At 73.1% G+C, this 25042-nt stretch carries 17 protein-coding genes and 2 pseudogenes; 12 read left to right on the top strand and 7 right to left on the bottom strand.

The features are described from left to right. Positions 1 to 9: 9 nt before the first annotated feature. Positions 10 to 726, bottom strand: a complete 717-nt coding sequence (locus KIS93_RS57075; RefSeq protein ID WP_080039436.1) for a CBS domain-containing protein — start codon at positions 724 to 726, stop codon at positions 10 to 12. Positions 727 to 919: 193 nt separating this feature from the next. Between KIS93_RS57075 and KIS93_RS57070 the strand changes: the two genes are divergently transcribed. The 9 genes and pseudogenes from KIS93_RS57070 to hypE all read left to right on the top strand — a co-directional run bounded on the left by KIS93_RS57070 (position 920) and on the right by hypE (position 9768). After that, positions 920 to 2590, top strand: a complete 1671-nt coding sequence (locus KIS93_RS57070; RefSeq protein ID WP_080039435.1) for a sensor histidine kinase — start codon at positions 920 to 922, stop codon at positions 2588 to 2590. A 98-nt stretch (positions 2591 to 2688) separates the two neighbouring features. Beyond that, positions 2689 to 3525, top strand: coding sequence for a universal stress protein (locus KIS93_RS57065; RefSeq protein WP_080039434.1), 837 nt, complete (start codon positions 2689 to 2691; stop codon positions 3523 to 3525). Between the two features lie 108 nt (positions 3526 to 3633). Then, positions 3634 to 4473: a hypothetical protein gene (locus tag KIS93_RS57060; RefSeq protein ID WP_155127629.1), complete on the top strand. Its 840-nt coding sequence runs from the start codon at positions 3634 to 3636 to the stop codon at positions 4471 to 4473. 139 nt (positions 4474 to 4612) lie between these two features. Beyond that, entirely contained in the window at positions 4613 to 5449 is an 837-nt protein-coding gene (locus tag KIS93_RS57055) for a universal stress protein (protein WP_080039432.1), read from the top strand. Between the two features lie 117 nt (positions 5450 to 5566). Beyond that, positions 5567 to 6090, top strand: a pseudogene (locus tag KIS93_RS57050) (hypothetical protein). A 379-nt stretch (positions 6091 to 6469) separates the two neighbouring features. Beyond that, on the top strand, positions 6470 to 7315 hold the full coding sequence (locus KIS93_RS57045) for a universal stress protein (RefSeq protein WP_080039430.1): 846 nt from the start codon (positions 6470 to 6472) through the stop codon (positions 7313 to 7315). A 101-nt stretch (positions 7316 to 7416) separates the two neighbouring features. Continuing rightward, positions 7417 to 7650: a HypC/HybG/HupF family hydrogenase formation chaperone gene (locus KIS93_RS57040; RefSeq protein WP_080039429.1), complete on the top strand. Its 234-nt coding sequence runs from the start codon at positions 7417 to 7419 to the stop codon at positions 7648 to 7650. Then, a complete protein-coding gene (hypD, locus tag KIS93_RS57035; RefSeq protein WP_080039428.1) occupies positions 7634 to 8722 on the top strand; it encodes a hydrogenase formation protein HypD in 1089 nt (362 codons plus the stop codon). The genes KIS93_RS57040 and hypD overlap by 17 nt, the downstream gene beginning before the upstream one ends. Next, entirely contained in the window at positions 8719 to 9768 is a 1050-nt protein-coding gene (gene hypE, locus KIS93_RS57030) for a hydrogenase expression/formation protein HypE (protein ID WP_080039427.1), read from the top strand. Before hypD ends, hypE begins: the two co-directional genes overlap by 4 nt. Here the strand turns inward: hypE and KIS93_RS57025 are convergent. The 6 genes from KIS93_RS57025 to KIS93_RS57000 are packed head-to-tail and all read right to left on the bottom strand — an operon-like array spanning position 9725 to position 14780. Further along, positions 9725 to 10192: a hydrogenase maturation protease gene (locus KIS93_RS57025; RefSeq protein ID WP_080039426.1), complete on the bottom strand. Its 468-nt coding sequence runs from the start codon at positions 10190 to 10192 to the stop codon at positions 9725 to 9727. The two genes, hypE and KIS93_RS57025, sit on opposite strands and share 44 nt — an antisense overlap. Then, positions 10185 to 11468, bottom strand: coding sequence for a Ni/Fe hydrogenase subunit alpha (locus KIS93_RS57020; protein WP_080039425.1), 1284 nt, complete (start codon positions 11466 to 11468; stop codon positions 10185 to 10187). Before KIS93_RS57020 ends, KIS93_RS57025 begins: the two co-directional genes overlap by 8 nt. Continuing rightward, positions 11458 to 12207 (bottom strand): NADH-quinone oxidoreductase subunit B family protein, encoded by a 750-nt coding sequence (locus KIS93_RS57015; RefSeq protein ID WP_080039424.1) that lies wholly within the window; start codon positions 12205 to 12207, stop codon positions 11458 to 11460. Before KIS93_RS57015 ends, KIS93_RS57020 begins: the two co-directional genes overlap by 11 nt. After that, on the bottom strand, positions 12204 to 13007 hold the full coding sequence (locus KIS93_RS57010) for an FAD/NAD(P)-binding protein (protein WP_080039423.1): 804 nt from the start codon (positions 13005 to 13007) through the stop codon (positions 12204 to 12206). Before KIS93_RS57010 ends, KIS93_RS57015 begins: the two co-directional genes overlap by 4 nt. Then, positions 13004 to 14074, bottom strand: coding sequence for a 4Fe-4S dicluster domain-containing protein (locus KIS93_RS57005; RefSeq protein ID WP_080039422.1), 1071 nt, complete (start codon positions 14072 to 14074; stop codon positions 13004 to 13006). The genes KIS93_RS57010 and KIS93_RS57005 overlap by 4 nt, the downstream gene beginning before the upstream one ends. 25 nt (positions 14075 to 14099) lie before the next feature. Beyond that, entirely contained in the window at positions 14100 to 14780 is a 681-nt protein-coding gene (locus KIS93_RS57000; protein ID WP_186405056.1) for a CBS domain-containing protein, read from the bottom strand. Positions 14781 to 14985: 205 nt separating this feature from the next. On the opposite strand from KIS93_RS57000, the gene KIS93_RS56995 reads away from it, so the two are divergent. The 3 genes and pseudogenes from KIS93_RS56995 to KIS93_RS64080 all read left to right on the top strand — a co-directional run bounded on the left by KIS93_RS56995 (position 14986) and on the right by KIS93_RS64080 (position 25042). Continuing rightward, a complete protein-coding gene (locus KIS93_RS56995) occupies positions 14986 to 16629 on the top strand; it encodes an acyl-CoA dehydrogenase family protein (protein WP_080039420.1) in 1644 nt (547 codons plus the stop codon). Further along, positions 16626 to 17446 (top strand): annotated as a pseudogene (locus KIS93_RS69425) (beta-ketoacyl synthase N-terminal-like domain-containing protein); the annotation flags it as partial. The gene KIS93_RS56995 and the pseudogene KIS93_RS69425, both read left to right, overlap by 4 nt. Positions 17447 to 17458: 12 nt before the next feature. Next, positions 17459 to 25042 carry an SDR family NAD(P)-dependent oxidoreductase gene (locus tag KIS93_RS64080; RefSeq protein WP_420895896.1) on the top strand — a complete coding sequence of 2528 codons (7584 nt, stop codon included), beginning with the start codon at positions 17459 to 17461 and terminating at the stop codon, positions 25040 to 25042.

The following is a 25042-nucleotide window of genomic DNA, read 5'->3' as shown; positions in this document are numbered from 1 at the left end:
CGGGGGCGTTCACGGGCGGTCCCAGGCGACGGGAACCTCCAGGAGGTCGTTCTCGCGCCAACTGAGCGTCTCCCGCACGTCCACGACGCCCTCCAGGTGGCGGGCCGACCGCAGGGCGGCGTCCGCGTCGCTGCGCTTGCGCGTGTGCCCGGACAGCGTGACGATGCCGTTGTGCACCTCCACGAGGATGCCCTCCCGGTCGTTCCACCGAGCCTGGGGCGAGATGCCCTCCACGACGCGCCGCCTGGTCTCGTCGTCGTCGCGCAGGTACATCCGCAGCAGGTCACGCTGGCTGACGATGCCGCGCAGCCTGCCCTCGGAGTCCACCACGACCAGCCGCTTGACGCCGCACTCGTCCATGACGCGGGCGGCCCGGGAGATCGACGCGGACTCGGGGACGGTGACGGCGGGCGCGGTCATCAGGTCCGCCGCGGTCCGGCCGCTGGCCTTCCCGCTGCTGTTCGCGGTCTGGCCCGCCATGCGGCGGCGCAACCGGGCGCGCAGCGGCGGCCGGTAGCTCTCGCCGCAGTACTGTTCCCGGAACTCCTCCTTGCGCATGAGGTCCCCCTCGGACACCACACCGAGGACCCGCTGCTCGCCGTCCACCACGGGCGCGGCGCTGATGCCGCGCTCCACCAGGAGTTCAGCCACCTCCTTGAACAGGGTGCCCGCCTCGACCGAGGCCACGCGGGTGGTCATGACGTCCTTCACCGTGGTGCGCATCATGGACCCTCCTTCCGATCCGTTCCCATCGCACCGCCCCGGGTGGCGCCGTCGTAGGGACGGAAGCCCTTCACCGGGTGCCCTTCGGAATGGCCGAAGGTCCCTGATGCCCGTGGCCCGTCCGTGTGATCGTCTGTAGGCGGCTCATTGTCCGGATGCGACACTGTTCGGCGTGGAGGATGAACACAGTCCGCTGATGCCGCAGATGCGCCTCGATGAGCTGCTGGCGGAGCTGCAGGTGCGGCTGAACGCCGTGCTGGCCACCCGGGACCGGGTGCACGCGTTGCTGGAGGCCGTGGTCTCGGTCGGCAGCGACCTCGACCTGGAGACGGTGCTGCGGCGCATCGTGGAGACGGCGACCACGCTGGTGGACGCCAGCTACGGCGCGCTCGGCGTGGTCGGGCAGGAGAACACGCTCCTGCAGTTCATCCCCGTCGGCCTCACCGAGGAGGAGATCGCCCGCATCGAGCACTGGCCGCACGGGCTCGGCCTGCTCGGCCTGCTCATCAAGGACGCCCGGCCGCTGCGGCTGAGCCGCATCTCCGACCACCCCGAGTCCTACGGGTTCCCGCCCGGCCACCCGCCGATGGGCACGTTCCTCGGGGTGCCGATCCGGGTGCGCGACGAGGTGTTCGGCAACCTGTACCTGACGGAGAAGCGCGGCGGCGGCGAGTTCGACGAGGAGGACGAGGCCGTCGTCATCGCCCTGGCCACCGCCGCCGGCGTCGCCGTCGAGAACGCCCGCCTGTACGAGGAGTCACGCAGCAGGGAGACCTGGCTGCAGGCGTCGGCGGAGGTGACCACGAGCCTGCTGTCCGGCGCGGACCCGCGCGAGGTGCTGGCCGTGGTGGCCGGCCACGCCCGCCACATGAGCGACGCGGACCTGGTCGAGGTGCTGCTGCCGGACGAGACGAAGCAGTCGCTCGTGGTCCGGGTCGCCGAGGGCGAGGGCGCGGACGAGGTGCTCGGCGACACCGTCGAGATCACCGGCACGCTCGTCGGCGACGCCTTCACCCAGGGCGAGCCGCTGTCCAGCCCCGACCTGCAGAGCGCCCCCTACCCCGGCTCCCCTCTCAGCCGGCTCGGCTACGGGCCGGTCCTGGTGGTGCCGCTCGGCGCCGCACCCGCCATCCGCGGCGTGCTCGTCATGGCCAAGCGGAGCGGGCGGCTGCCGTTCAGCGGGGCGGCCCAGCAGATGCTGCGCGCCTTCGCCGGCCAGGCCGCGATCGCGTTGGAGCTCGCCGAGGCCCGCCGCGACGCCGAACGGCTCGGCCTGCTCGAAGACCGCGACCGCATCGCCAGAGACCTGCACGACGTCGTCATCCAGCGGCTGTTCGCCACCGCCATGACGCTCATGAGCACCGTCCGGCTGGTGGAGCGGCCCGAGGCGGCCAAACGGCTCCAGCACGCCATCGACGAGCTCGACGAGACGATCCGGCAGATCCGCTCGTCCATCTTCGCCCTGCAAGGCTCCCACGACGACGCCACCCAGAGCCTGCGCGGGCAGATCGTGGACCTGGTGGAGGGCGCGGGCAGCCACCTGGGGTTCATGCCTGGACTGCGCATGGAGGGGCAGCTCGACACCCTCGTGCCCGAGCCGGCCGCCGAGCACGTGCTGGCGGTGCTGCGCGAGGCGCTGTCCAACGTGGTCCGCCACTCCCACGCCACCCGCGCCGAGGTGTCCATCGAGGTCGGCAACGCCGCCCTCACCCTGGTGGTCACGGACAACGGGGTCGGCGTGGGCGAGCAGGGACGCCGCAGCGGCCTGCGCAACATCGAGGAACGGGCCGGCCGGCTGGGCGGCACCGCCCGGCTGGAGTCCCGCGACGAGGGCGGCACGCGGCTGTGCTGGGAGATCCCCCTGTGACGAGGACCAAAGTCCCCCGCACACAGGAGAGACGCCTCTGAGCGGCGGGCTCCCGCCCGCGGGAGTGTGAGAGCACACCGAACCCGGCGGAGGCGGCGATGGACAGGGACGAGCTCGGCGTGGTCGTGGGCTACGACGGATCCCCGCAGGCAGGGCAGGCCCTGCGCTGGGGCGCCGCGGAGGCCGCCGGCAGAAGCGTGCCGCTGACGGTGTGCCACGCCTGGGACTGGCCACACCACGAGTGGCCCGGCGAGCTGGTGCCGCTCGAGCTCGTGCTCCGTCCCGCCCGGCGGCTGGTCAAGGCCGCGGCCGCCTGGGCCGGACGGCACCATCCCGGCCTCCCGGTCAACACGCTGACCGGCCGCGGCTCCCCGTCCGCCCTCCTGACCGACCTGTCCGCCGACGCCGAGCTGATCGTGGTAGGCAGTCGCGGGCACGGCGCGCTCCACGCCATGGCGGCCGGATCGGTGAGCAGCCATGTCGCCTCCCACGCCCGCTGCCCGGTGATCGTCATGCGCGGCGACCCGCAGGAACGCGGCGCCCGCGAGGTCCTGGTGGGATTCGACGGCTCCCCGGCGTCCAAGGCGGCGCTGCGCTTCGCCGCCACGCAGGCGCACCGGCTCGGCAGCCCCGTCCACGCCGTGATCGCGCACCGCGAGCGGGAAAGGGAAGCGGACACGCTGGAACTGCGCATCCAGGCCCAGGGACTCGCCTGGGAGGAGCTGATCGGCCGGCAGCGCGCCCAACCGGGCCTCCAGGCGAGTGTCGAGCTCGTCGACGAGCCCGCGCGCCGGGCGCTGCTCGAGGCGGCGCGCAAGGCCTGCCTGCTGGTGGTCGGCGCGCGGGGCCTGGGGGAGGTCCGCGGGTTGCTCCTCGGCTCCGTCAGCCAGGCCATGGTGCACCACGCGCCCTGTCCCGTCGCCGTCGTGCACTGACCAGGCCGGCGGCCCCGGCTTTCGGCCGTTCCACCCGGGGCTTACGCCTCTGTGCAGGCTTCAGCTCGAGTGGAAGTGTCGCAGTGAAGCCATCAGGGAGGTGTCCCGATGGACACAACGCCTGTTTCCCTCACCCGGCCGCCGCGCACCCGTCCCGGCCCGCGACTGCGCGCAGCCTGGTGGCTGAGCGGCCTCGTCGCGGTCCTCACCGTCGTGGCCGCTTCGGCCGGTCTGCTCGACGAAGGGCTCTATTCCGGCCCCACAGCGCTCATCGCCAGATTCCGCGGCAACGACATGGCGACGCTCGTCGCGGGCGTGCCCCTCCTGAGCGTGGCGCTCACCGCCTCGGTAAGGGGCTCCGCCCGCGGTGACCTGGTCTGGGCGGGCATGCTCGGGTACTCGATCTACAACTACGCCTACTACGTCTACGACCCCGCCTTCACCGACCTGTTCCTGGTGCATGTCGCCATCGTCGTCCTGTCGGCCGCGTCGCTCGGGCTGGCGCTCACCGACCTGGACCTCACCACCCGGGCGCGCACGGCGATGCGCTGGGTCGGCGGCCTGCTGCTCCTGCTGGCCGTCACACTGACCGGCATGTACGGCGTGTCGCTCGTCCGCCTGGCCGTCACGGGGGCACCTCCGATGGACGTGCTGCCGCTGCCGCAGGCGCAGGTCCACCTGGGCATGGCCCTCGACCTGACCATGGTCGTGCCCACCCTGGTGCTGGCGGGCGTGCTGCTGTGGCGGCGCACCGCCTGGGGGTACGCGCTGGGCGTCGCGACGTGCGTCTACGTCGGGGCGTACCAGCTCAACTACCTGATGGCGCGTTACTTCGTCGCGCAGGCGGGTGTCCCAGGAGTCGCGTACGCCGAACCGCTCGACCTGCTGATCCCCGCCCTGCTGCTGACCGGCGTGCTCGCCCTCGTCGGCCACCGTCGCGAAGGCTGACACCGAAGGGCAGGCGCATGGCCGTCACCTCCCCTTGGTGAAGGACCAATGGCGCTGTCGATCGGGACTTCCTCCCCGGGCGCCGATCACCCTCCAAGGCGACGTTGGAGGTGAGCCAGCAGAGCGAAAGGGACGCGAGATGGCCGGACACATCATCGTAGGAGCGGACAGATCCCCAGCGGCGCAAGCCGCCGTGCAATGGGCGGCGGCCGACGCCGAGCGCAGGCACCTGAGCCTGCGCATCGTGCATGTCCGCGAGCAACGGCCGGGAGAACACGCGAGAGGATGCTGCGCCACCACGCTGACCACCGCCGCCGACCTGGCCCGCGAAACGGCGGGCGGCATCCAGGTCACTACGGAGTTGCTGGCAGGCACGGTGGTCGATCGGCTGCTCGCCGAGTCCGCGACCGCCGACAGCGTGGTCCTGGGCAGCCGGGGGCTCGGCGAGCTCGCCGGGATGCTGGCCGGCTCCGTGAGCCTGGCCGTGGCGGGGCACGCCACAAGCCCGGTCGTGATCGTACGGGCCTCCGACAGTGCCCGGCACGGCCGCGTGGTCGTCGGCTACGACAACTCCGAGCACGCCGAGGCCGCCATGCAGTACGCCGTCGAGCACGCCCGGGCTCACGGGGCCCGCCTGCACGTGCTCCACGCCTGGCAGACACCGGTCTTCTCGCCGTACCTGACCGCCTGGAACAGCCTCATGGCGGAGGTCTACCAGGAGGAGTCCCGGACCGTGGCGGAGCATCTGACACGCTGGTGCGAGAAGAATCCCGACGTCGACATCACCCACGAGACGCTGTCCGGGCACCCGGTGGGCGTCCTGGCCAGGGCGGGCGCCACGGCTGACCTCGTGGTCGTCGGCTCGCGCGGGCGAGGCGGCTTCGCCTCGGCGGTCCTGGGCTCGGTCGGCCACGGCGTCCTGCATCACGTGACCTGCCCGGTCGCGGTGGTCCGGCCCCGCAACGACCACTCCTGAGCGGCAGGGGGCGAAGGTCCCTGCGCCCAAGGCCCTCCGGCACTGCTGCCCGAGCCGCGCAAGCGATGTGCTGGAGATGACACAGAAACGGCGAATCACCCCTCGAAAGGGGCCATCATGGCCGCCACCATCAGCAGGCCCGTCATGCAGACCGGTGCCGCGCAAGCCCGCCGTCCCGTCGACTACGTCTGGGCCACGGCCCGGATCTCGATCGGCTGGATCTTCCTGTGGGCGTTCCTGGACAAGACCTTCGGCTTCGGCTTCGCCACCCCGGCGGCCAAGGCCTGGATCAACGGAGGCAGCCCAACGACCGGCTTCCTCAAGGGCACCGGGGAGAACGCGCTCGGCGGCTTCTTCTCGGCCCTGGCGGGTCAGGCGTGGGTGGACTGGCTGTTCATGGCCGGCCTGCTCGGCATCGGCCTGGCCCTGATCCTCGGCATCGGCACCCGCGTCGCCGCCGGCGCCGGCACCGCGATGCTGGTCCTCATGTGGGCCGCCGAACTGCCCCTGGCCAACAATCCCTTCATGGACGACCACATCATCTACTCCATCGTCCTGATCGGCCTCGCCTCGCCGGCGCCGGCACCACGCTCGGGCTGGGCAACCTGCCCATCCTCCAGCGGCACGCCTGGCTGAAGTAGTGCGAACGAGCCCGCGCCCACCTCCGGCAGACCGGAGGTGGGCGTCGGCATGTGCGGACATCAGACCGCCGGAGCCGTCGGCGGCCACGATCAGCCGACGAGAGGAAAGCCGGAGGCATGGAGCCGCCGCGCGGAACCGACGTGCGCATCTCGGCTCAACTCCTCGGCGAGGCCGTCCTGTCCTTGCCCGCCACCGTGCCGCGTCCGAACGGGGCGAGCAGGGCAAGAGGACCCCCGCCGCATGCCCGAAGGCCCCGATCTCAAGGTCCTGGAGCCCCCGGCGTCGGTTTGCGGTCCTTGGACCTGAGGCTGCTGGGACCTCCGGCCCTGCACGTCGCCTCGCGACTGCGGTCGGATGGTGGTGACGAAGGAGGAAGCCATGATTGTTGTGGGGGTCGACGGCTCCGTGCCGGCGCGTGCCGCCGTGGCGTGGGCCGCCAATGACGCCTTCCGCATGCACCAGCCGCTGCGGCTCGTCTGCGCGGTGGACCGGCAGCCGTACCAGATCGCGAAGTTCCCGGACGCCGATCGGCCCGACCGGCTGCGCCGTGCCGGTCAGAGGGCGCTGAACGAGGCGGTGGCGCTGGTGCACGAGCGCCAGCCCAGCGTCGAGGTGACGGCCGTGCTGGAGGAGGGGCCGCCCGCGCGGATCCTGCGCGAACAGGGCAAGGCGGCCGTCGAGGTGGTGATCGGCAGCAGGGGGCTCGGCGCGGTCACTGGCGCACTGCTGGGATCGGTCAGCGACCACGTCGCCGGTCAGGCCGAGGCGCCCGTCGTGGTGGTCCATGGCGGGCAGCGGCCGGCCTACGGGCAGATCGTGGTGGGCGTGGACGATTCACCCGGCTGCACGCCGGCGCTGGCCTACGCCTTCCAGCAGGCCTCCCTGCGGGGCAGCACGCTGCGGGCCGTCCACGCGTGGCGGCGGCCCGTCCAGGCGTTCGGGACCGAGCTGCCGCACGAGGCGGGCGCGGATCGTGTCGCCCGCGAGGACATGGTGAGGGCGTGCCTGGAGCCGTTCCAGCGGCGGTACCTGGACGTCACCGTGATCGAGGACATCCGGTACGCCGACGCCGTCGAGGCACTCACCCGGGCGTCGGAGGAAACAGACCTGCTGGTCGTCGGCTCCCGCGGGCGCGCAGCCCTGAGTTCGGCGCTGCTGGGCTCGGTCAGCAGGGGCGTGCTGCACCACGCGCGCTGCACGGTCGCCGTGGTCCGGACGGGCTGAGGCCAGGGACCTTCGGCCCCCGGCACGCGGGACGTTCGCCGCTGCCCGCGCTCGTGGGTGCGGCGCACGCTGAGAGGACGAGGTGGAGGAGGCTGGTCGGGATGTGCCTGGGCGTACCGGGAAGGATCGTGGCCCGCGACGGCGAGATGGGCACCGTGGACTTCGACGGGTTGCGCCGGGAGGCCTGCCTGTCCTACACCCCCGAGGCGGGGCCGGGCGACTACGTGATCGTGCACGTCGGGTTCGCCATCTCCGTGCTGGACGAGGACGAGGCACTGCGCACGCTCGCGGTGCTCCGGGCGATCCCGGGAGGGCTGGATGAGATATCTCGATGAGTACCGGAACCCCGAGCTCGCCCGCCGCCTCGTGCGGGAGATCCGGGCCACCGCCACCCGGCCGTGGTCGATCATGGAAGTGTGCGGCGGGCAGACGCACACCATCGTCCGGCAGGGCATCGACGAGCTGATCCCGGTGCGCATGGTGCACGGGCCCGGCTGCCCCGTGTGCGTGACGCCGCTGGCCACCATCGACCGGGCACTGGCCATCGCCGCCCGCCCCGAGGTCATCTTCACCTCCTTCGGCGACATGCTGCGCGTGCCGGGCTCCGGCGCGGACCTGCTGTCGGCCAAGGCACGCGGCGCGGACGTGCGCGTGGTGTACTCGCCCCTCGACGCCGTACGGATGGCGGCGGCGAACCCGGACCGGCAGGTGGTGTTCTTCGCGGTCGGCTTCGAGACCACCGCGCCGGCCAACGCCATGGCCGTGCTGCGCGCGGACGCCGAACACCTCGACAACTTCAGCGTGCTCGTCAGCCACGTCCTGGTGCCTCCCGCGATGGCCGCGATCATGGAGTCCGCCTCGGTGGACGCCTTCCTGGCGGCCGGGCACGTGTGCGCGGTGATGGGCTGGACCGAGTACGAACCGCTGGCCGCCCGCTACCGGGTGCCGATCGTGGTCACCGGGTTCGAACCGCTCGACCTGCTGGAAGGCATCCTCATGGCGGTCCGCCAGCTGGAGGAGGGGCGGTTCACGGTGGAGAACCAGTACGCGCGGGCCGTGCGCCGCACCGGCAACACCTTCGCCCAGGACGCCGTGCGGCGGGTCTTCCGGGTCAGTGACCAGACGTGGCGGGGGATCGGGGAGATCCCGGCCAGCGGGCTGGTGCTGGCGCCGCAGTACGCCCGCCATGACGCGACGCTCCGGTTCGGCGTCGGCGACGTCAGCACGAGCGAGCACCCCGAGTGCATCGCGGGGGAGATCCTGCGCGGCACCCGCACCCCCCTCGACTGCGCCGCCTACGGCACGCTCTGCACGCCGCGCAGACCGCTGGGCGCGCCGATGGTGTCCGCCGAGGGCACCTGCGCCGCCTTCCACAACGCCGGCCGCATCCGACAGGAGACACCATGACCACGCGCTTCGACCCCATCGCCGCCACGTGCCCCGCCCCGCAGGCCGAGACGGAGCGGGTGCTGCTCGGCCACGGCTCCGGCGGGCAGCTCATGGCCGAACTGCTCGCCGACCTCACCCCCCGCCTCGGCGCCGGCACGCTGGAGGACGCCGCGATCGTCACCACCGGCACGCCGGAGATCGTGCTGTCCACCGACGGGTTCGTGGTCACCCCCCGCTTCTTCCCTGGCGGCGACATCGGGTCGCTGGCCGTGCACGGCACGGTCAACGACCTGGCCATGATGGGCGCCGTCCCGGTCGCGCTGAGCCTGGCCTACATCGTGGAGGAAGGGCTGCCGCTGGACGAGCTGCGCCGCGTCACCACCTCCGTCGCCGAGGCCGCCCGGGCCTGCGACGTCCGCATCGTGACCGGCGACACCAAGGTCGTCGGCAAGGGCGCGGCCGACGGGCTGTTCGTCACCACCACCGGGATCGGCGTGCGGCTGCCCGGCGCGCACGTCGCCGCCGCGAACGGCCGCCCCGGCGACGCCGTGCTGCTGTCCGGCCCGATCGGCCTGCACGGGATCACCATCCTGAGCACCCGGGAAGGGCTCGGATTCGAGAGCTCGCTGGCCTCCGACAGCAGGCCGCTGCACCGCCTGACCACCGCGATGATCACGGCGGGCGCCTGCGGGGTGCACACGCTGCGCGACCCGACCAGAGGCGGGCTGGCCAGCGCGCTGAACGAGCTGGCCGCCGCCTCCGGCGTGGCGGTGGAGCTGGACGAGCCGGCCGTCCCCGTCCCCGCCCAGGTCGCCGCCGCCTGCGACCTGCTGGGCCTGGACCCCCTGCACGTGGCCAACGAGGGCTGCCTGGTGGCGTTCGTCGACCCGGCCAGGGCCGAGGCGGTGCTCGCCGCCATGCGCGCACGGCCTGAGGGTGCGTGCGCGACCCGCATCGGCACCGTGGTCGCCGGCCCTTCCGGCCGGGTCACCATGCGCACGCTGGTGGGCTCGCGCCGGGTCATCGACATGCTGGTGGGGGAGCAGCTCCCCCGGATCTGCTGAGGCCGCGCGCGAGGGTGCGGGCCAGGGCCGCCACCGCCGCCGACACCGGCTCCGACAGCCCCGCACCGAGGGCGAACGTGGCGCCTTCGACGGTGTAGACGACCAGCTCCCCGGGCATCCGGCCGAGGGCGCGCGCCAGCTCCACGGCATCGGCCAGGGACAGCACGTGGCTGCTCGCCCCACCGTGCGGCAGGGACGGGACGCCGCGGAACCGGCGCACCACACCCGGCGGCTCGCCCGAGCACGCCGCGTCGATCACGACGGCCACGTCCGCGCCCGTCCACGCCTCGATGAGCTCCGCCGGATCGCCGCCGTTCTCGACCACCAGCACCCCCCACCCGCGCAGCAGGCGGGCGGCGGCGAGCCCGGCACCGTCGTCGCCGCGATAGTCGTTGCCGAGCCCGATGACGACCGTTCTAGTCATGGCGGAGCGCCAGGTCGAGGAAGTGCGCCGAACAGGAGATGCACGGGTCGTGGTTGCGGATGGCCCGCTCGCACAGCTCGGTCAGCCGGGCGACGGGCAGGCCGAGCCGGGGCTCGATGACGGCGCGCAGGTCGTCCTCGATACGGGCCTGGTTCTGCGCCGTCGGGGGGACGATGTCGGTCTCGGCGATCAGACCCCGCTCGTCGATGCGATAGCGATGGTACAGGGTGCCGCGCGGCGCCTCCGAAGCGCCGTGCCCGACACCCGGCCGCGGGGCGACGGGCACCGCAGGCTCGTCCGGAGGGACGTACCGGTCGATGAGGCGCAGCGCCTCCTCGCACGCGTGCACGACCTCCACCGCCCGCACCACGATGCTGCGGAACGGATTGCGGCACACCCGCCCCAGCCCGGCCTCGGCGGCGGCCCTCAGCGCCAGTGGCGACAGCAGCGGCGCGTTGAGCGCGTAGCGGGCCAGCGGGCCGGTGAGATAGCCGGGCCGGCCGTCGAGGCGGGCGTGCAACGCGGTGGAGTGCCGCACCTGCTCCTCCACCACGTGACGCGGCCAGTCGCAGACAGGGAAGGCGGTGCCGTCGCTGACGGCGACGTCGCCGGACAGGATCGCGTACTCGGCGGGATGGCGCAGCGCCAGGAACCGGTAGTCGTGCTCCACGTCCGGGAAGTCGAAGCCGCTGACCCACTCGACGGTGTCGAGCGCCGCGCGCAAAGCCTGCCGGAGACGTCCGGCGAGCGGCGTGAGATCGGCGGGTGCCCGGTAGAAGCCGCCCAGCCGCACGTTGACCGGATGGATGGCGCGCCCGCCGACGGCGGCCACCAGCTCGTTGCCCGCCTTCTTCAGCGCCAGCCCGCGCTCGACCGCCGGACGGTGGTCGGCCGCCATGGCCACGCCGCTGGGATAGCCGAGGAAGTCCGGGGCGTGCAGCAGGTAGATGTGCAGGGCGTGCGACTCGATCCACTCGCCGTAGTACAGCAGCAGGCGCAGATCGCGCAGCGCGCCCTCGACGGTGACGCCGCAGGCCGACTCCAGGGCCTGGCAGGCGCTCATCTGGTAGGCGACCGGGCAGATGCCGCAGATGCGGGCGGTGATGTCGGGCGGCTCGGTGAAGGCGCGGCCTCTCAGCAGCGCCTCGAAGAAGCGGGGCGGCTCGTAGATCTTGAGCTGCAGGTCGGTGACGCGGCCGTCGCGGGCGCGCACCAGCAGCGCGCCCTCGCCCTCCACCCGGGTCAGGCCGCCCACGCGGATCGTCTTATGCGTCACTGCTGCCTCCGAAGGAGGTGACGTTGAAGGTGCGGTAGACGCGCTGCAGCGCGTCGTCGTCCATGCCGGCGGCGCGCAGGAGGGCGTTGAGCGCGGCGGCGTTGGGGCTCTCCATGGGGCCGAAGCAGCCGAAGCAGCCGCGGTTGAACGCCGGGCAGAGTGCGCCGCAGCCGGCCTGGGTGACCGGGCCCAGGCACGGGGTGCCGTGGGCGACGAGCACGCAGGGGTTGCCGCGCGCCTTGCACTCCACGCAGACGCTGTGCGCGGGCACGACCGGCCGCCGCCCGGCCAGGAAGGCGCCGATGACCTCCAGCAGCTGCCGCTTGTCGATCGGGCAGCCGCGCAACTCGAAGTCGACGGGCACGTGCGCCGACACCGGCGTGGAGCGGTCGAGCGTCTTGATGTAGTCGGGGCGGGCGTAGACGACGGAGGCGAACTCGCGGACGTCGGCCAGGTTCCGCAGCGCCTGCACGCCGCCCGCAGTCGCGCACGCGCCGATCGTCACGAGATGCCGGGAGACGCGCCGGATGTGCCCGATCCGCTCCAGGTCATCCGGTGTGGTGATCGACCCTTCCACCAGGGACAGGTCGTAGGGCCCCTTCCCTCGGGCGCTGGAGGCTTCGAGGAAGTAGGCGATCTCGACACGTGCGGCCACCGACAGCAGCTCGTCCTCGCAGTCGAGCAGGGTCAGCTGGCAGCCGTCGCACGAGGCGAGCTTCCACACGGCGAGCTTGCTCACAACTGTTTCACCTCCAGCAGATCGGCCACCTTGTCGTAGGTGAGCACGGGCCCGTCGAGACAGGTGAACAAGGGGCCGAGCTGACAGTGGCCGCACCGGCCGATGCCGCACTTCATGTTGCGCTCCAGCGACAGCGCGATCCGCCCGGCGGGCACGCCACGCCGCACCAGCTCGCCGGCGGTGGCCCGCATCATGACCTCGGGCCCGCACACGAACGCGTACGTGCGGGCCGGCTCGAACACGATCCGGCCGACCAACTTGGTGATCAGCCCGGTCGGCCCCTTCCACGCCCGGTCCGGGTGGTCCACGGTCACCTGGACGTCGAAGTCGCGCCCCCAGCGGGCCAGCTCACGCGGGTACATCAGGGTCGAAGGCGTCCGGGCGCCGACGATCACGCTGATCCGGCCGAAGCGGGCGCCGTGCGCCGCCAGCTCCCGGATCACCGGCCGCAGCGGCGCCAGCCCGAGCCCGCCCGCCGCGACCACCACGTCCAGACCGTGCGCCGCCGCCAGCTCCCAGTGCGTGCCGAACGGGCCGCGCACGCCGACGACGTCGCCGCGCCGCGCGCGGCACAGCGCGCGGCTGACCGCGCCGACCGCGCGGACGGTCTGCACGTAGCCGCCCGAGCGGGCCCGGCCGCTGATGGAGATGGGGATCTCACCGACACCGGGCGCGTACAGCATGGTGAACTGGCCCGGCAGGAACGACGGGCACGCGCCCTCGACCGGCTCCAGCGTGAGCGTGACCGTGTCGGCCCGGTCCGGCCGGCGTGAACGCACGTGGTAGGGGGTGGGGATCATCGCAGCCGCTCCAGTTCCTCGATGATGTCGATGCCGGCCGGGCACCAGGTGACGCACCGGCCGCAGCCGACGCAGCCGCAGGTGCCGAACTGGTCGAACCAGGTGGAGAACTTGTGCGTGAGCCACTGCCGGTAGCGGGCGGCCCCGGAGGACCGCACCGGCGCGCCGCCCAGCTCGGTGAACTCCAGCGTGAAGCAGGAGTCCCAGCGTTCGGTGCGCTCGGCCGTGCCGTCGTCCAGGGAGGTGCCGTCCTCGACGGTGACGCAGAAGCACGTGGGGCAGACCATCGTGCAGTTGGCGCAGGTCAGGCAGCGGGAGGCGATCTCGTTCCAGACGGGCGACTCACGCCCCTCGGCCAGCCGCTCCCGGACGCCGCCGAGGTCGAGGTGGCGGCCCATCCGGGCCTCGGCGGCCGCGCCGACCCCGCGGGCGGTCTCCAGATCGGCGTCACCGGCCGGACGGGACGGCAGCGCGGCCAGCAGCTCGGCGCCGCGCTCGCCGCCCGGCTCCACCAGGAACCGGTGCGGGCCGGTCAGCTCGGTCAGCGCCAGGTCGAAGCCGGAGTCGGCGCGCGGGCCGGTGCCCGTGGAGGCGCAGAAGCACGTCCCGCCCGGCACCGCGCAGGTGACGGCGATGAGGAACAGCGCCGCGCGGCGCTCCCGGTACGCCTCGTCCGGATGCCGGCCACCCAGGAACACCCGGTCCTGCACGGCCAGCGCCGCCAGATCGCAGGCCCGCACGCCCAGCAGCGCCACCTTCGGCGCCCGCACCGCGGCCGGCTCCGGCACGCCGTCCCGCATCCGGAACAGCGTGGAGCGGGGCGGATGCGTCCAGCGCTTGACGGAGTCGGGGCTCGCGGCGAAGCCGAAGACCAGCTCGCCGCGCTCGTGCAACCGGTAGACGCCAGGAGCCTGCTCGTCGGCGCGGCCCACCGGCAGATCGGCGGCCGAGTCCAGCTCGGCGAAGCGGATGACGCCGTCGCGGACCATCGGGCCCACGACGGCGTACCCGCGCTCGCGCAACGCCCCGATCAGGGGATCCAGCGTGTCAAGGACGGCCGCTTCCATGTCCTGCTCCCCTCCCGGACCGGTGTCAGCGCGTCTCCGCTTGGGAGTCGTCCTGCTTCCACGCCAACTTGTCGACCACGTCGACCACGCCGTTGACCCGGTGCGTCATGCGGGCGGCGATGCCGGCCTCGCTGCGGCGCTCCATCCAGCCGGACAGCGTCACGACGCCCTGGCGCACCTCCACCTCGACGCCGCTCGTGTCCACCCACAGGTTGCGGACGAGGATGTCCTCGCGCACCTCCGTGGCGATGTCGTCGTCCGCGCGCAGGAACAGCTTGACCAGGTCGCGGCGGCTGACGATGCCGACGAGCCGGCCGTTGTAGTCGACGACCGCGAGCCGCTTGACGTCGTGGGTGTCCATGAGGCGAGCCGCCTCGACGGCGGACGCCTCGGGGGAGACGCAGACGGCCGGGCTGGTCATCAGCTCGGCGGCGGTGTCACCCGCGGCCTTCTGCCGCCCCTTCGGATGCCGCATCCGGGCCCGCAGCGGCGGCTGGTAGCCCTCCCGGTAGAACTGCTCCCGGAACTCCTCCTTGCGCAGCAGGTCCGCCTCCGACACCATGCCGAGCACGTGCCGGTCGTCGTCGGTGACCGGGACGGCGCTGATGCCGCCGGAGATGAGCGTCTCCGCGATCTCCTTGAACGGGGTGGCGGCGGTGACGGTGACGACCTTCTCCGTCATCACGTCCGCGACGGTCATACGCATGCCTGCCTCCTCTGCAGCCGCCTCCATCACATCCGCCCGACGGCGCCGCAGATAGGGACGGAAGTCCCGAGCACGGCGGTCCTTCGTCAGCGCTCCCGATTCAGGACGAAAGTCCCTTCCCGAGGGGCCCTCCGTGCCTGCCCCCGCCCGCACCCGCGGCTCTACGGTCCTGGGAAACCCGTAGCCATGAAGAGGGAGGCGAGCCATGACGGATGGACTCGACCTCGGAACACTCGACCTGATGCTCGACGCGCTCGGCGAGTTCGTCGCCGCGGCACTGCCCGAGGAACGCCTGCTGGAGCTGGACCGCGACGACGTCTGCCCCGAGGAGACCATCAGGCGGATGTGCGGCGACGAGCTCGGCGTCCAGCTCGCGTTCGTGCCGGAGGACTACGGCGGCATGGGAGGCGGCGCGTTCGACTCCTACCGCATCTGCGAGCGCCTGGCCCGCCTCGACCTGGGCGTGGCCACGTCCGTGTTCGCGACGTTCCTCGGCAGCGACCCCATCCTGTTCGGCGGCACGACGGAGCAGAAGGAGCGCTGGCTCGGCCGGATCGCCAAGGAAGGCATCCTGTTCGCCTACGGCGCCACCGAGCCCGAGGCGGGCAGCGACCTCGGCGCGCTGCGCACCACCGCCACACCGGTCGAGGGCGGCTACCGGATCAACGGCCGCAAGCAGTGGATCAGCAACGGCTCCATCGCCGACGCCTGGAGCGTGCTGGCGCTCACCCCCTCGGGCCCGTCCTGGTTCGTCGTGGAACGCGGCGCCGACGGCTTCTCCACCGCTCCCCCCGAGGACAAGCACGGCATCCGCCTGTCCAACACGGCCGCGCTCTACCTCGACGACGTGTTCGTCCCGGCGGAGCACCTCGTCGGCCTGGCCGAGGGCCAAGGCCTGACACAGGCACAGAACGTCTTCGGCTACACCCGGCTCATGGTGGCGGCCTTCGGGCTCGGTGGCGGCTGGGAGGCCACCGAGCGCGCGATCCGCTACTCCCTCGACCGCGTCCAGGCCGGGGCCACCCTGTCCACCAAGCAGGGCTACACGCACAAGCTGATCGTGCCGCATGTCGTCCGGCTGGAGGCCGCCCGGGCGTTCATCGAGGAGAGCGCGGCCCGCATCGACGCGGGTGAGGGCTCGCTCAACACCGAGGGCGCCATCGCCAAGTACCTGGCCAGCGAGGCGGGCAACGCCGCCGCCGAAGCCGCGATCCAGGCCCACGGCGGCTACGGCTACACCAAGCCGTACCTCGTCGAGAAGATCAAGCGGGACGTGCGCATCACCACCATCTACGAGGGCACCTCCGAGATCCTGGAGATGACCATCGCCAGGGACCGCTGGCAGCAGCACCTCAAGACCCGCGGCGCTTGCTACCGCGACGCCGCCGCCGCGATGGCCGCGCTGCCCGCGCAGACCGGCGCCGCCACCGCCGCGCTCGCCCTCGACGCCCTCGCCACCGTGCTGGAGTCCTGCCGGACCGGGCGGCTCACCCGCAACCAGCACGTCCTGCTGCGGCTCGGCGAGCTGATCGCCTACGCCGAGGCCGCGGGCAGCCTCGCCAGGCGCGCCGCCGCCGCCCTTGACGGCAGGCTCCCGGACAAGGCCGACCGCCGCTTCACCTCCGCCGCGCTCGCCGCCGTCAGCCGCGTCTTCGCCAGGGAAGCCGCCATGAAGATCGCCGAAGAGGGCGCGCGCTGGGTGCTCGGCGCCCTGCCCGCCGGCGACGCCGCCGGGCTGGAGGGCCTGCGCGCCGACGACGTACGGGCGGCCCAGCGCGGCCTGCTCGCCGACATGGACCTGATCGCGGACGTCCTCTACGACCGCGTCGACCCCCAGGAAACGTCATGAACGCCATCACGCTCGAACCCGTCGCCGTCGTCGGCCTCGGCGCGATCATGCCCGACGCTCCCGACGCCCCCACCTTCTGGGCGAACATCAAGAACGGCAGGTACTCCATCTCCGACGTGCCCCCGAACGCTGGGACCCCGCCCTCTACTACGACCCCGACCCCAAGGCGCCCGACAAGACGTACTCGCGGATCGGCGGCTGGGTGCGCGACTACCCGTGGGACCCCATCGGCTGGCGGCTGGCCGTGCCACCGGCCGTGGCCGCGCAGCTCGACGGCGGCCAGAAGTGGGCCGTCAGCGCCGCCCGGTCCGCCCTCCAGGACGCCGGCTGGCCCGGCTGGAACGCCGACCCCGAACGGGTCGCCGTGATCATCGGCAACGCCATCGGTGGCGAGAAGCACTACCGCTCCAACACCCGCGTCGTCCTGCCCGAATACGTGCGCGGCCTGGAACGCTCGCCCGCCTTCGCCGCCCTGCCCGCCGACGTCCGCGAGGCCGTGCTGCGCGAGAGCGCCGGCGCCTTCCTCAGCGGGTTCCCGCCGATCACCGAGGACACCATGCCCGGCGAGCTGGCCAACATCATCGCCGGCCGGGTCGCCAACCTGTTCAACTTCCGCGGGCCCAACTTCACCACCGACGCCGCCTGCGCCTCCGGCCTGGCCGCCCTGTCCTCGGCCGTACGCGGGCTCCAGGCCCACGACTTCGACACCGTGATCACCGGCGGCGTGGACCGGAACATGGGCGTGGCCGCGTTCGTCAAGTTCTGCAAGATCGGCGCCCTGTCGGCCACCGGCACCCGGCCCTTCGACGCGGGCGCCGACGGCTTCGTCATGGGCGAGGGCGCGGCGCTGTTCGTCCTCAAACGCCTGTCCGACGCCGAACGCGACGGCGACCGCGTCTACGCCGTCCTGCGCGGCCTGGCCGGCTCCAGCGACGGCAAGGGCAAGGGCATCACCGCGCCCAACCCGATCGGGCAGCGGCTCGCCATCGAACGCGCCTGGGCCGGCGCCGGCCTCGACCCGGCACAGGCCACCCTCATCGAGGCCCACGGCACCTCCACCCGCGTGGGTGACGCCGTCGAGCTCGGCGCCCTCAGCGAGGTCTTCGAGAAGGCGGGCGCCGCGCGGGGCACGATCGCACTCGGCTCCGTCAAGTCCAACATCGGCCACCTCAAGGCGGCAGCCGGGACGGCCGGCCTGTTCAAGACCGTGATGAGCCTGCACGAGCAGGTGCTGCCCCCCAGCCTCCACTTCGACGTCCCCAACCCGAACGTCGACTGGTCCGCCATCCCCTTCCAGGTCAACACCACCCTGCGGGAGTGGGAACGGCCGGCGGGCGGGGTGCGGTGCGCGGGGGTGAGCGCGTTCGGGTTCGGCGGAACGAACTTCCACGTGGTGCTGGAGGAGTACATCCCCGGCCGCCACCGCCCCGCCGCCGCCGCCGCGACCGTGTACGCCACCTCCACCACCGCGCCTACGATGTCCGGCCCGAGCACCGCGCCCGCGAGGCCCGGCACGGGCACCGCGACGCCTGCCGGGGCGGGTGCCACGGCGGCCTCCGCACCCACCTCGCCGGACAGCGCCCCCTTCCAGGCGGGCGCCGCGCCCCAGGCGGCCACCGAGCAACGAGCGGGCGCGGCGCCGCAGGTGACCGTTGCGCCTCAGGCAGGCGCCGCAAGTGCGGGGCCGCAGGCAACCGCGGCCCCGCCGGCAAGCAGCGCGGCGCAGCGGAGCAGTGCGGCGCAGGGGAGCAGTGCGGCGCAGGGGAGCAGTGCGGCGCAGGGGAGCAGTGCGGCGCAGGGGAGCAGTGCGGCGCAGGGGAGCAGTGCGGCGCAAGGGAGCGCGGCGGCGTCGCCCGTCGGGAAGGGACCGGCGACCGTCAGTTCCCGTCCGCCGTTGCGGGGAGCCAGGGTCGTGGGCGGGACCGACGAGCCGGAGGTCATCGCCCGGCTCGAACAGGTGCGCGCCGCGAACACGCCGCAACCCCCCGACCCCGCGCTGGCCACCGCGGCCATCAGGGTCGCGATCGACTACGCCGAACCCGCAGACCTGGCGGCCAAGGCGGCCAAGGCCATCACCGCCCTGCGTACCGGCAACCAGGCCATGTGGCGCATGTTGCGCGCCCAGGGCGTCTTCCTCGGCCGCGGACCCGCCCCCAAGGTGGCCTTCCTCTACACCGGCCAGGGCTCCCAGTACGTCAACATGCTGCGCGACCTGCGCGAGCACGAGCCCATCGTGGCGGCCACGTTCGACGAGGCCGACCGCGTGATGACGCCGCTGCTGGGCCGGCCCCTGACGTCGTACATCTTCTGTGACGACGCCGACCCGGGCCCGGCCCGGCAGGCGCTGCTGCAGACCGAGATCACCCAGCCCGCCGTCCTGACCGTGGACGCCGCGCTCACCCGCCTGCTGGACGCGTACGGCGTGCGCCCCGACATGGTGATGGGCCACAGCCTCGGCGAGTACGGCGCGCTCGTCGCCGCCGGCGCGCTGACGTTCCCGTCGGCGCTGGAGGCGGTCAGCGCACGCGGACGGGAGATGGCCTCGCTGGAGCTGCCCGACAGCGGCGCCATGGCCGCGGTGTTCGGCCCGCTGCCGGAGATCGAGCGCATCGTCGCCGAGTCCGACGGTTACGTCGTGGTCGCCAACATCAACAGCACCGCCCAAGCCGTGGTCGGCGGCGCGACCGAGGCCGTGGACGCGGCCGTGGAGCGCTTCCGCGCAGCCGGCATGACCGCGACCCGCATCCCCGTCAGCCACGCCTTCCACACCTCGATCGTCGCCCCGGCCGGCGGGCCGCTGAAGGAGGTGCTGCGCCGCCTCGACATCCGGCCGCCCGCCAAGCCGATCGTGGCCAACGTGACCGGCCGGTTCTACCCGCAGGACGCCGACGTCGAGACGATGCTCGACATCCTCGGCCGCCAGGTCTCCTCGCCGGTGCGGTTCGTGACGGGCCTGCGCACCCTGTACGACGCGGGCGCCCGCGTCTTCGTCGAGGTGGGGCCGAAGAAGGCGCTGCACGGCTTCGCCGAGGACGTGCTCGGCTCGACCCACGACGACGTGCTCGCCCTGTTCACCAACCACCCCAAGAACGGGGACATCCCCGCTTTCAACCAGGCATTGTGCGGCCTGTACGCCACCGGCCTGGCCTACCCGGCACCGCCCGCGACCCCGCGCACGGCGACGATCTCCTTCCACACGGAGAGGCCGACGGCGGGGATCCCCTCGCCCGCGCAGACGCCCAACGCGGTGCCAATCCCGTCGCACGCCCGGCCGGAGCACGCATCCAGCGCGGCGACGGCCGCCCCGACCACGAGGCTCACCATGACCCCAGAGACCACCTACACCCAGCTCGGCCGCCTCTTCGCCCAGACACTCCAACAGGGCCTGGCGATCCACGGCGGCACCGCGCCACAGAGCCTCCCGATCACGGAGCCGGTCGTGGTGACCGGGGCCGCGCTCGGGCTGCCCGGAGTGGAGCGCGTCTTCGACGACGAGAACCTGGCCCGCATCCTCGCCGGCCAGCAGTTCATCGACACGATCCCGCACCGCTTCCGCCGCGCCATGGTGGACCGCCGCATCACCCGGCTGGTCAAGCGGGAGGCGGGCGATCCGACGTTCGAGACCATCGGCAGCGAGGCCGACGTGCTCAAGCTGGCCGGCCGGCACGCGCCGGTCGACGTGGTCACCGAGTTCGGCGTGGACGCCGACCGGGACGCCGCCCTCGACGTGGCCACCAGGCTCGCCATCGGCGCGGGCTTCGACGCGCTGCGCGACGCGGGAATCCCGCTGGTCATGCACTACAAGAGCACGACACTCGGCACGAAACTGCCCGACCGATGGGGGCTGCCCCAGGCGCTGCGCGACGAAACCGGGGTGGTGTTCGCTTCGGCGTTCCCCGCCTACGACGCGTTCGCCGGCGAGCTGGAGCGCTACTTCACCGACCGGGGACGCCGGGAGCAGCTGCTCGCGCTGGAGGCCGTGCGGGCCAGGATGCGCGGCGACGAGAGCGCGGCCGCCGAGGTGGACCGCCGCATCGCCGAGCTGCGCCACCTCCTGCGGAGCGAGCCGTACGTGTTCGACCGCCGCTTCCTGTTCCGCTGCCTGTCCATGGGGCACTCCCAGTTCGCCGAGATCATCGGCGCGCGCGGCCCCAACACCCAGGTGAACGCCGCCTGCGCCAGCACCACCCAGGCCATGTGCGTGGCCGAGGACTGGATCCGCACCGGCCGCTGCCGCCGCGTCATCGTCATCTCGGCCGACGACGCCACCTCCGACACACTGCTGCCCTGGATCGGCTCCGGCTTCCTGGCCTCCGGCGCCGCCGCCACGGACGACGTCGTCGAGGACGCCGCAACCCCGTTCGACCGGCGCAGGCACGGCATGATCGTCGGCATGGGCGCCGCCGCCATGGTGATCGAGTCCGCCGAGGCGGCCCGCGAGCGCGGCCTGCGCCCCATCTGCGAGATGCTGGCCGGCGTCACCGCCAACAGCGCCTTCCACGGCACCCGCCTCGACGTCCAGCACATCTCGCAGGTCATGGAGCAGGTCGTCCGGCAGGCGGAGAGCCACGGCGCCGACCGGCACACGATCGCACCCGAGACGGTGTTCGTCTCCCACGAGACCTACACGCCCGCCCGGGGCGGCAGCGCGGCGGCCGAGATCCACGCACTACGGCAGTCGTTCGGCCCCTCCGCCGACGCGATCGTGATCGCCAACACCAAGGGCTTCACCGGCCACGCCATGGGCGCCGGCATCGAGGACGTCGTCGCGATCAAAGCCATCGAGACCGGCATCGTGCCGCCCGTCCCGAACCACAAGGAGCCCGATCCGGAACTGGGCCCGCTCAACCTGTCCACCGGCGGCGCCTACCCCGTGCGGTACGCGCTGCGCCTGGCCGCCGGGTTCGGCTCGCAGATCGCCATGACCCTCCTGCGCTGGACCCCCATGCCGGACGGCCGGCACCGCTCGCCGAGCGAGCTCGGCCACGCCTACCGCATCACGGACCCGGCCGCCTGGCAGGCGTGGCTGTCGGCCCTCGCCGGCCGCCCCGGCGCCACCCTCGAGGTGGTGCAGCGCCGCCTGCGCATCGCCGACGCCCCAGCCCAGGCACCCAGTGAGACCCTCATGCCGGGCTTCTCGGACGTCCCGACGCCCACCGCCGCCTTCGCCCCTCCCTCCGCTGTGGCCGCCGAACCGGTGGTCGCGGCCGTTCCGCCCGTGACGGCGCCCGAGGCAGAGGCCGCCATTGCTCCGCCGGCCGAAGCGGCCCCGCCGGCCGACCCGATCGCGGACACCGTCGTCGGCATCGTCTCCGGGATGACCGGTTATCCGCCGGAGTTGCTGGAGCCGGATCTGGATCTGGAGGCGGATCTGGGGGTGGACACGGTCAAGCAGGCCGAGATTTTCGCGGCGGTGCGGGAGCGGTACGGGTTGGAGCGTGATCCGAATCTGCGGTTGCGTGACTTCCCGACGCTGACCCATGTGGTCGGCTGGATCCGCGACCGCCTCCCCGAGCAGGAGCCCGCCCCGGCACAGCCCGCCGCCGCACCCGTTTCGGCAGCGACCCCCGCGGGGCCCGCGCAAGCGGCGGCCGAGAACGGATCGACCCAGCCCGAGGCTCCGGCGGACGACGTCCAGGCCGCCGTGGTGGAGATCGTGGCCGGGATGACCGGTTATCCGCCGGAGTTGCTGGAGTCGGATCTGGATCTGGAGGCGGATCTGGGGGTGGACACGGTCAAGCAGGCCGAGATTTTCGCGGCGGTGCGGGAGCGGTACGGGTTGGAGCGTGATCCGAACCTGCGGTTGCGTGACTTCCCGACGCTGACTCACGTGGTCGGCTGGATCCGCGACCGCCTCCCCAAACAGGAGCCCGCCCCGCCGGAGCCCGCGTCGGCGGCCACGGAACAGCAGCCGCAGCCCCCGGCCACTCCTGAACAGCAGGAGGCCGGTGCCGAGAGGGTCGGTGGGTTTCCGCGCCGGATCCCCGTCCCCGTGCTGCGCCCCGACCGGACCCGGTGCAAGCCGACCGGCGCCCACCTCGGCGAGGGCACCAGGATCGTGATCGGCACGGACGCGGGCGGCGTCGGCAAGGCGCTGGCCGGACGGCTCGGCAAGCTGGGCTGCGAGGTCGTCACCGTCGACCCCGTCGCCTCACCCGAGGAACTGGTGGCGCAAGTGCAGGGGAGGGTGGACGGCGTCTACTGGCTGGCGGCGCTCGACGCCGAGCGGCCGGTGGCGGAGATGGATCTGCCGGCCTGGCGCGAGGCGTTGCGCCGCCGCGTCAAGAGTCTGTACGCCCTGATCCACGCCCTCTACGAGCAGGCGCCCTTCCTGGTCACCGGGACCAGGCTCGGCGGCCGGCACGGCTACGACGACGCGGGCGCAACCTCCCCGCTGGGCGGCGCGGTGACCGGCTTCGCGAAGTCGTACTGCCGCGAGCAGCCGGACATCCTGGTCAAGGCCGTCGACTTCGGTACGGGCGGCAAGGCGTCCGCGCTCGCCGACACGCTGATCGCGGAGACCCTGACCGACCCCGGCTGCGTCGAGGTCGGCACCGCCGGCGGCGACCGCTGGACGATCGGCCTGACCGAGCGCCCGTTCGCTGAGACCGGCGGGATGGAGCTGAGTGCGGAGAGCGTGTTTCTCATCACCGGCGCGGCCGGCGGCATCGTGTCGGCGATCACCGCCGACCTGGCCACCGCCTCCGGCGGCGTGTTCCACCTGCTGGACCTGACCCCCCAGCCCGACCCGTCCGACGCCGACCTGCGCCGCTACAACAGCGACCGCGACGCGCTCAAGGCGGACCTGGCCGACCGGCTCAAGCGGCGCGGCGAGCGCCCGACCCCGGTGCTGATCGAGCGCGAGCTGGCCCGCTTCGAGCGGCTGCAGGCGGCGCTGGACGCGATCGAGGCCGTCAGGAAGGCCGGCGGCACGCCGTACTACCACCAGGTGGACCTCACGGACCCGGACGCGGTGCGCCGCGTCATGGACGAGGTGCGCGCGGTGAGCGACCACGTGGACGTGCTGCTGCACGCCGCCGGCCTGGAGATCAGCCGGTCGCTGGGGGACAAACCACAGGCGGAGTTCGACCTGGTCTTCGACGTCAAGAGCGACGGCTGGTTCAACCTGCTACACGCGGCGGGCGACCTGCCGATCGGCGCCACCGTGGTGTTCAGCTCGGTGGCGGGCCGCTTCGGCAACGCCGGTCAGGCCGACTACAGCGCGGCCAACGACCTGCTGTGCAAGCTGACCAGCGGCATGCGCCGCACCCGGCCGCACACCCGGGCGATCGCGCTGGACTGGACGGCCTGGAGCGGCATCGGCATGGCGACCCGCGGCTCCATCCCCAAGATCATGGAGCTGGCGGGCATCGAGATGCTCCCACCGGAGGTGGGGGTGCCGTGGATCAGACGCGAGCTGACGTCCTCGGGCGAGCGCGGCGAGGTGCTGGTCGCGGGAGCGCTCGGAGTGCTGGGCGCGGAGACGGACGAGAGCGGCGGGCTGGCCGCCGCCCCCGCGGACGAGCCGATGGCGAACGCGGTGGAGGCGTTCGGGGTGCACTCGGGCCTGGTCGTCCGCGTGACGCTGGATCCGCGACGGCAGCCGTTCCTGAACCATCACCGCATCGACGGCGTCGCGGTCCTGCCGGGGGTGATGGGCATCGAGGCGTTCGCCGAGGCGGCGCGGCTGGCCGCGCCGGGCCGGCAGGTCACGGCGGTGGAGGACGTCGACTTCCTGGCACCGGTGAAGTTCTACCGGGACGAGCCGCGCACACTCACCGTGACGGCCGTCGTCACCCCGGACGGCGGCGACCTGCTCGCCCGCTGCGAACTGACGGCCGAGCGGCTGCTGCCCGGTCAGGACGAGCCGCAGCGCACCGTGCACTTCACCGGGAACGTGCGGCTGTCGGGCACGGCCCGCAAGGGCGCGCGGCGCGAGCGGGCGCACGAGGAGGGCGCGGCGACGATGGCTGCGCCGCAGGTGTACACGCTGTTCTTCCACGGCCCCGCCTACCAGCTGGTGGCCTCCGCCTGGGCGCACGGCACGGGCGCGGCGGCGAGGATGCCGGACGACCTGCCACCGGCGCTGGAGCCGGAGCGGCCGACGGTGACCCCGCCGCGCCTGGTGGAGCTCTGCTTCCAGACGGCGGGCCTGGCCCAGGCCGCCCGTGACGGCGTGCTGGCGCTGCCCGCGCACGTGGACCGCGTCCTGCTCCACCCGGCCAGGCCGGCCAAGGACGTGCAGGCGCTCGTCGAGGCGGGCGAAGGCCGCTACGACTGCGTGGTCGTGAACGGCGACGGCGCGGTGCTCGTGGCCGTCGAGGGCTACCGGGGCACCCCGCTGCCCGGCGACCTGCCGGAAGAGGTCGGCCGGTCGCTGGCCCCGTTGCGAGACAGGCGAGGAGAGGCCTGA

Origin of the sequence: [Actinomadura] parvosata subsp. kistnae, from assembly GCF_900323885.1 — a bacterium.
Classification (GTDB): Bacteria; Actinomycetota; Actinomycetes; order Streptosporangiales; family Streptosporangiaceae; genus Nonomuraea; species Nonomuraea composti.
This window is presented reverse-complemented; position numbering and strand designations above follow the sequence as displayed.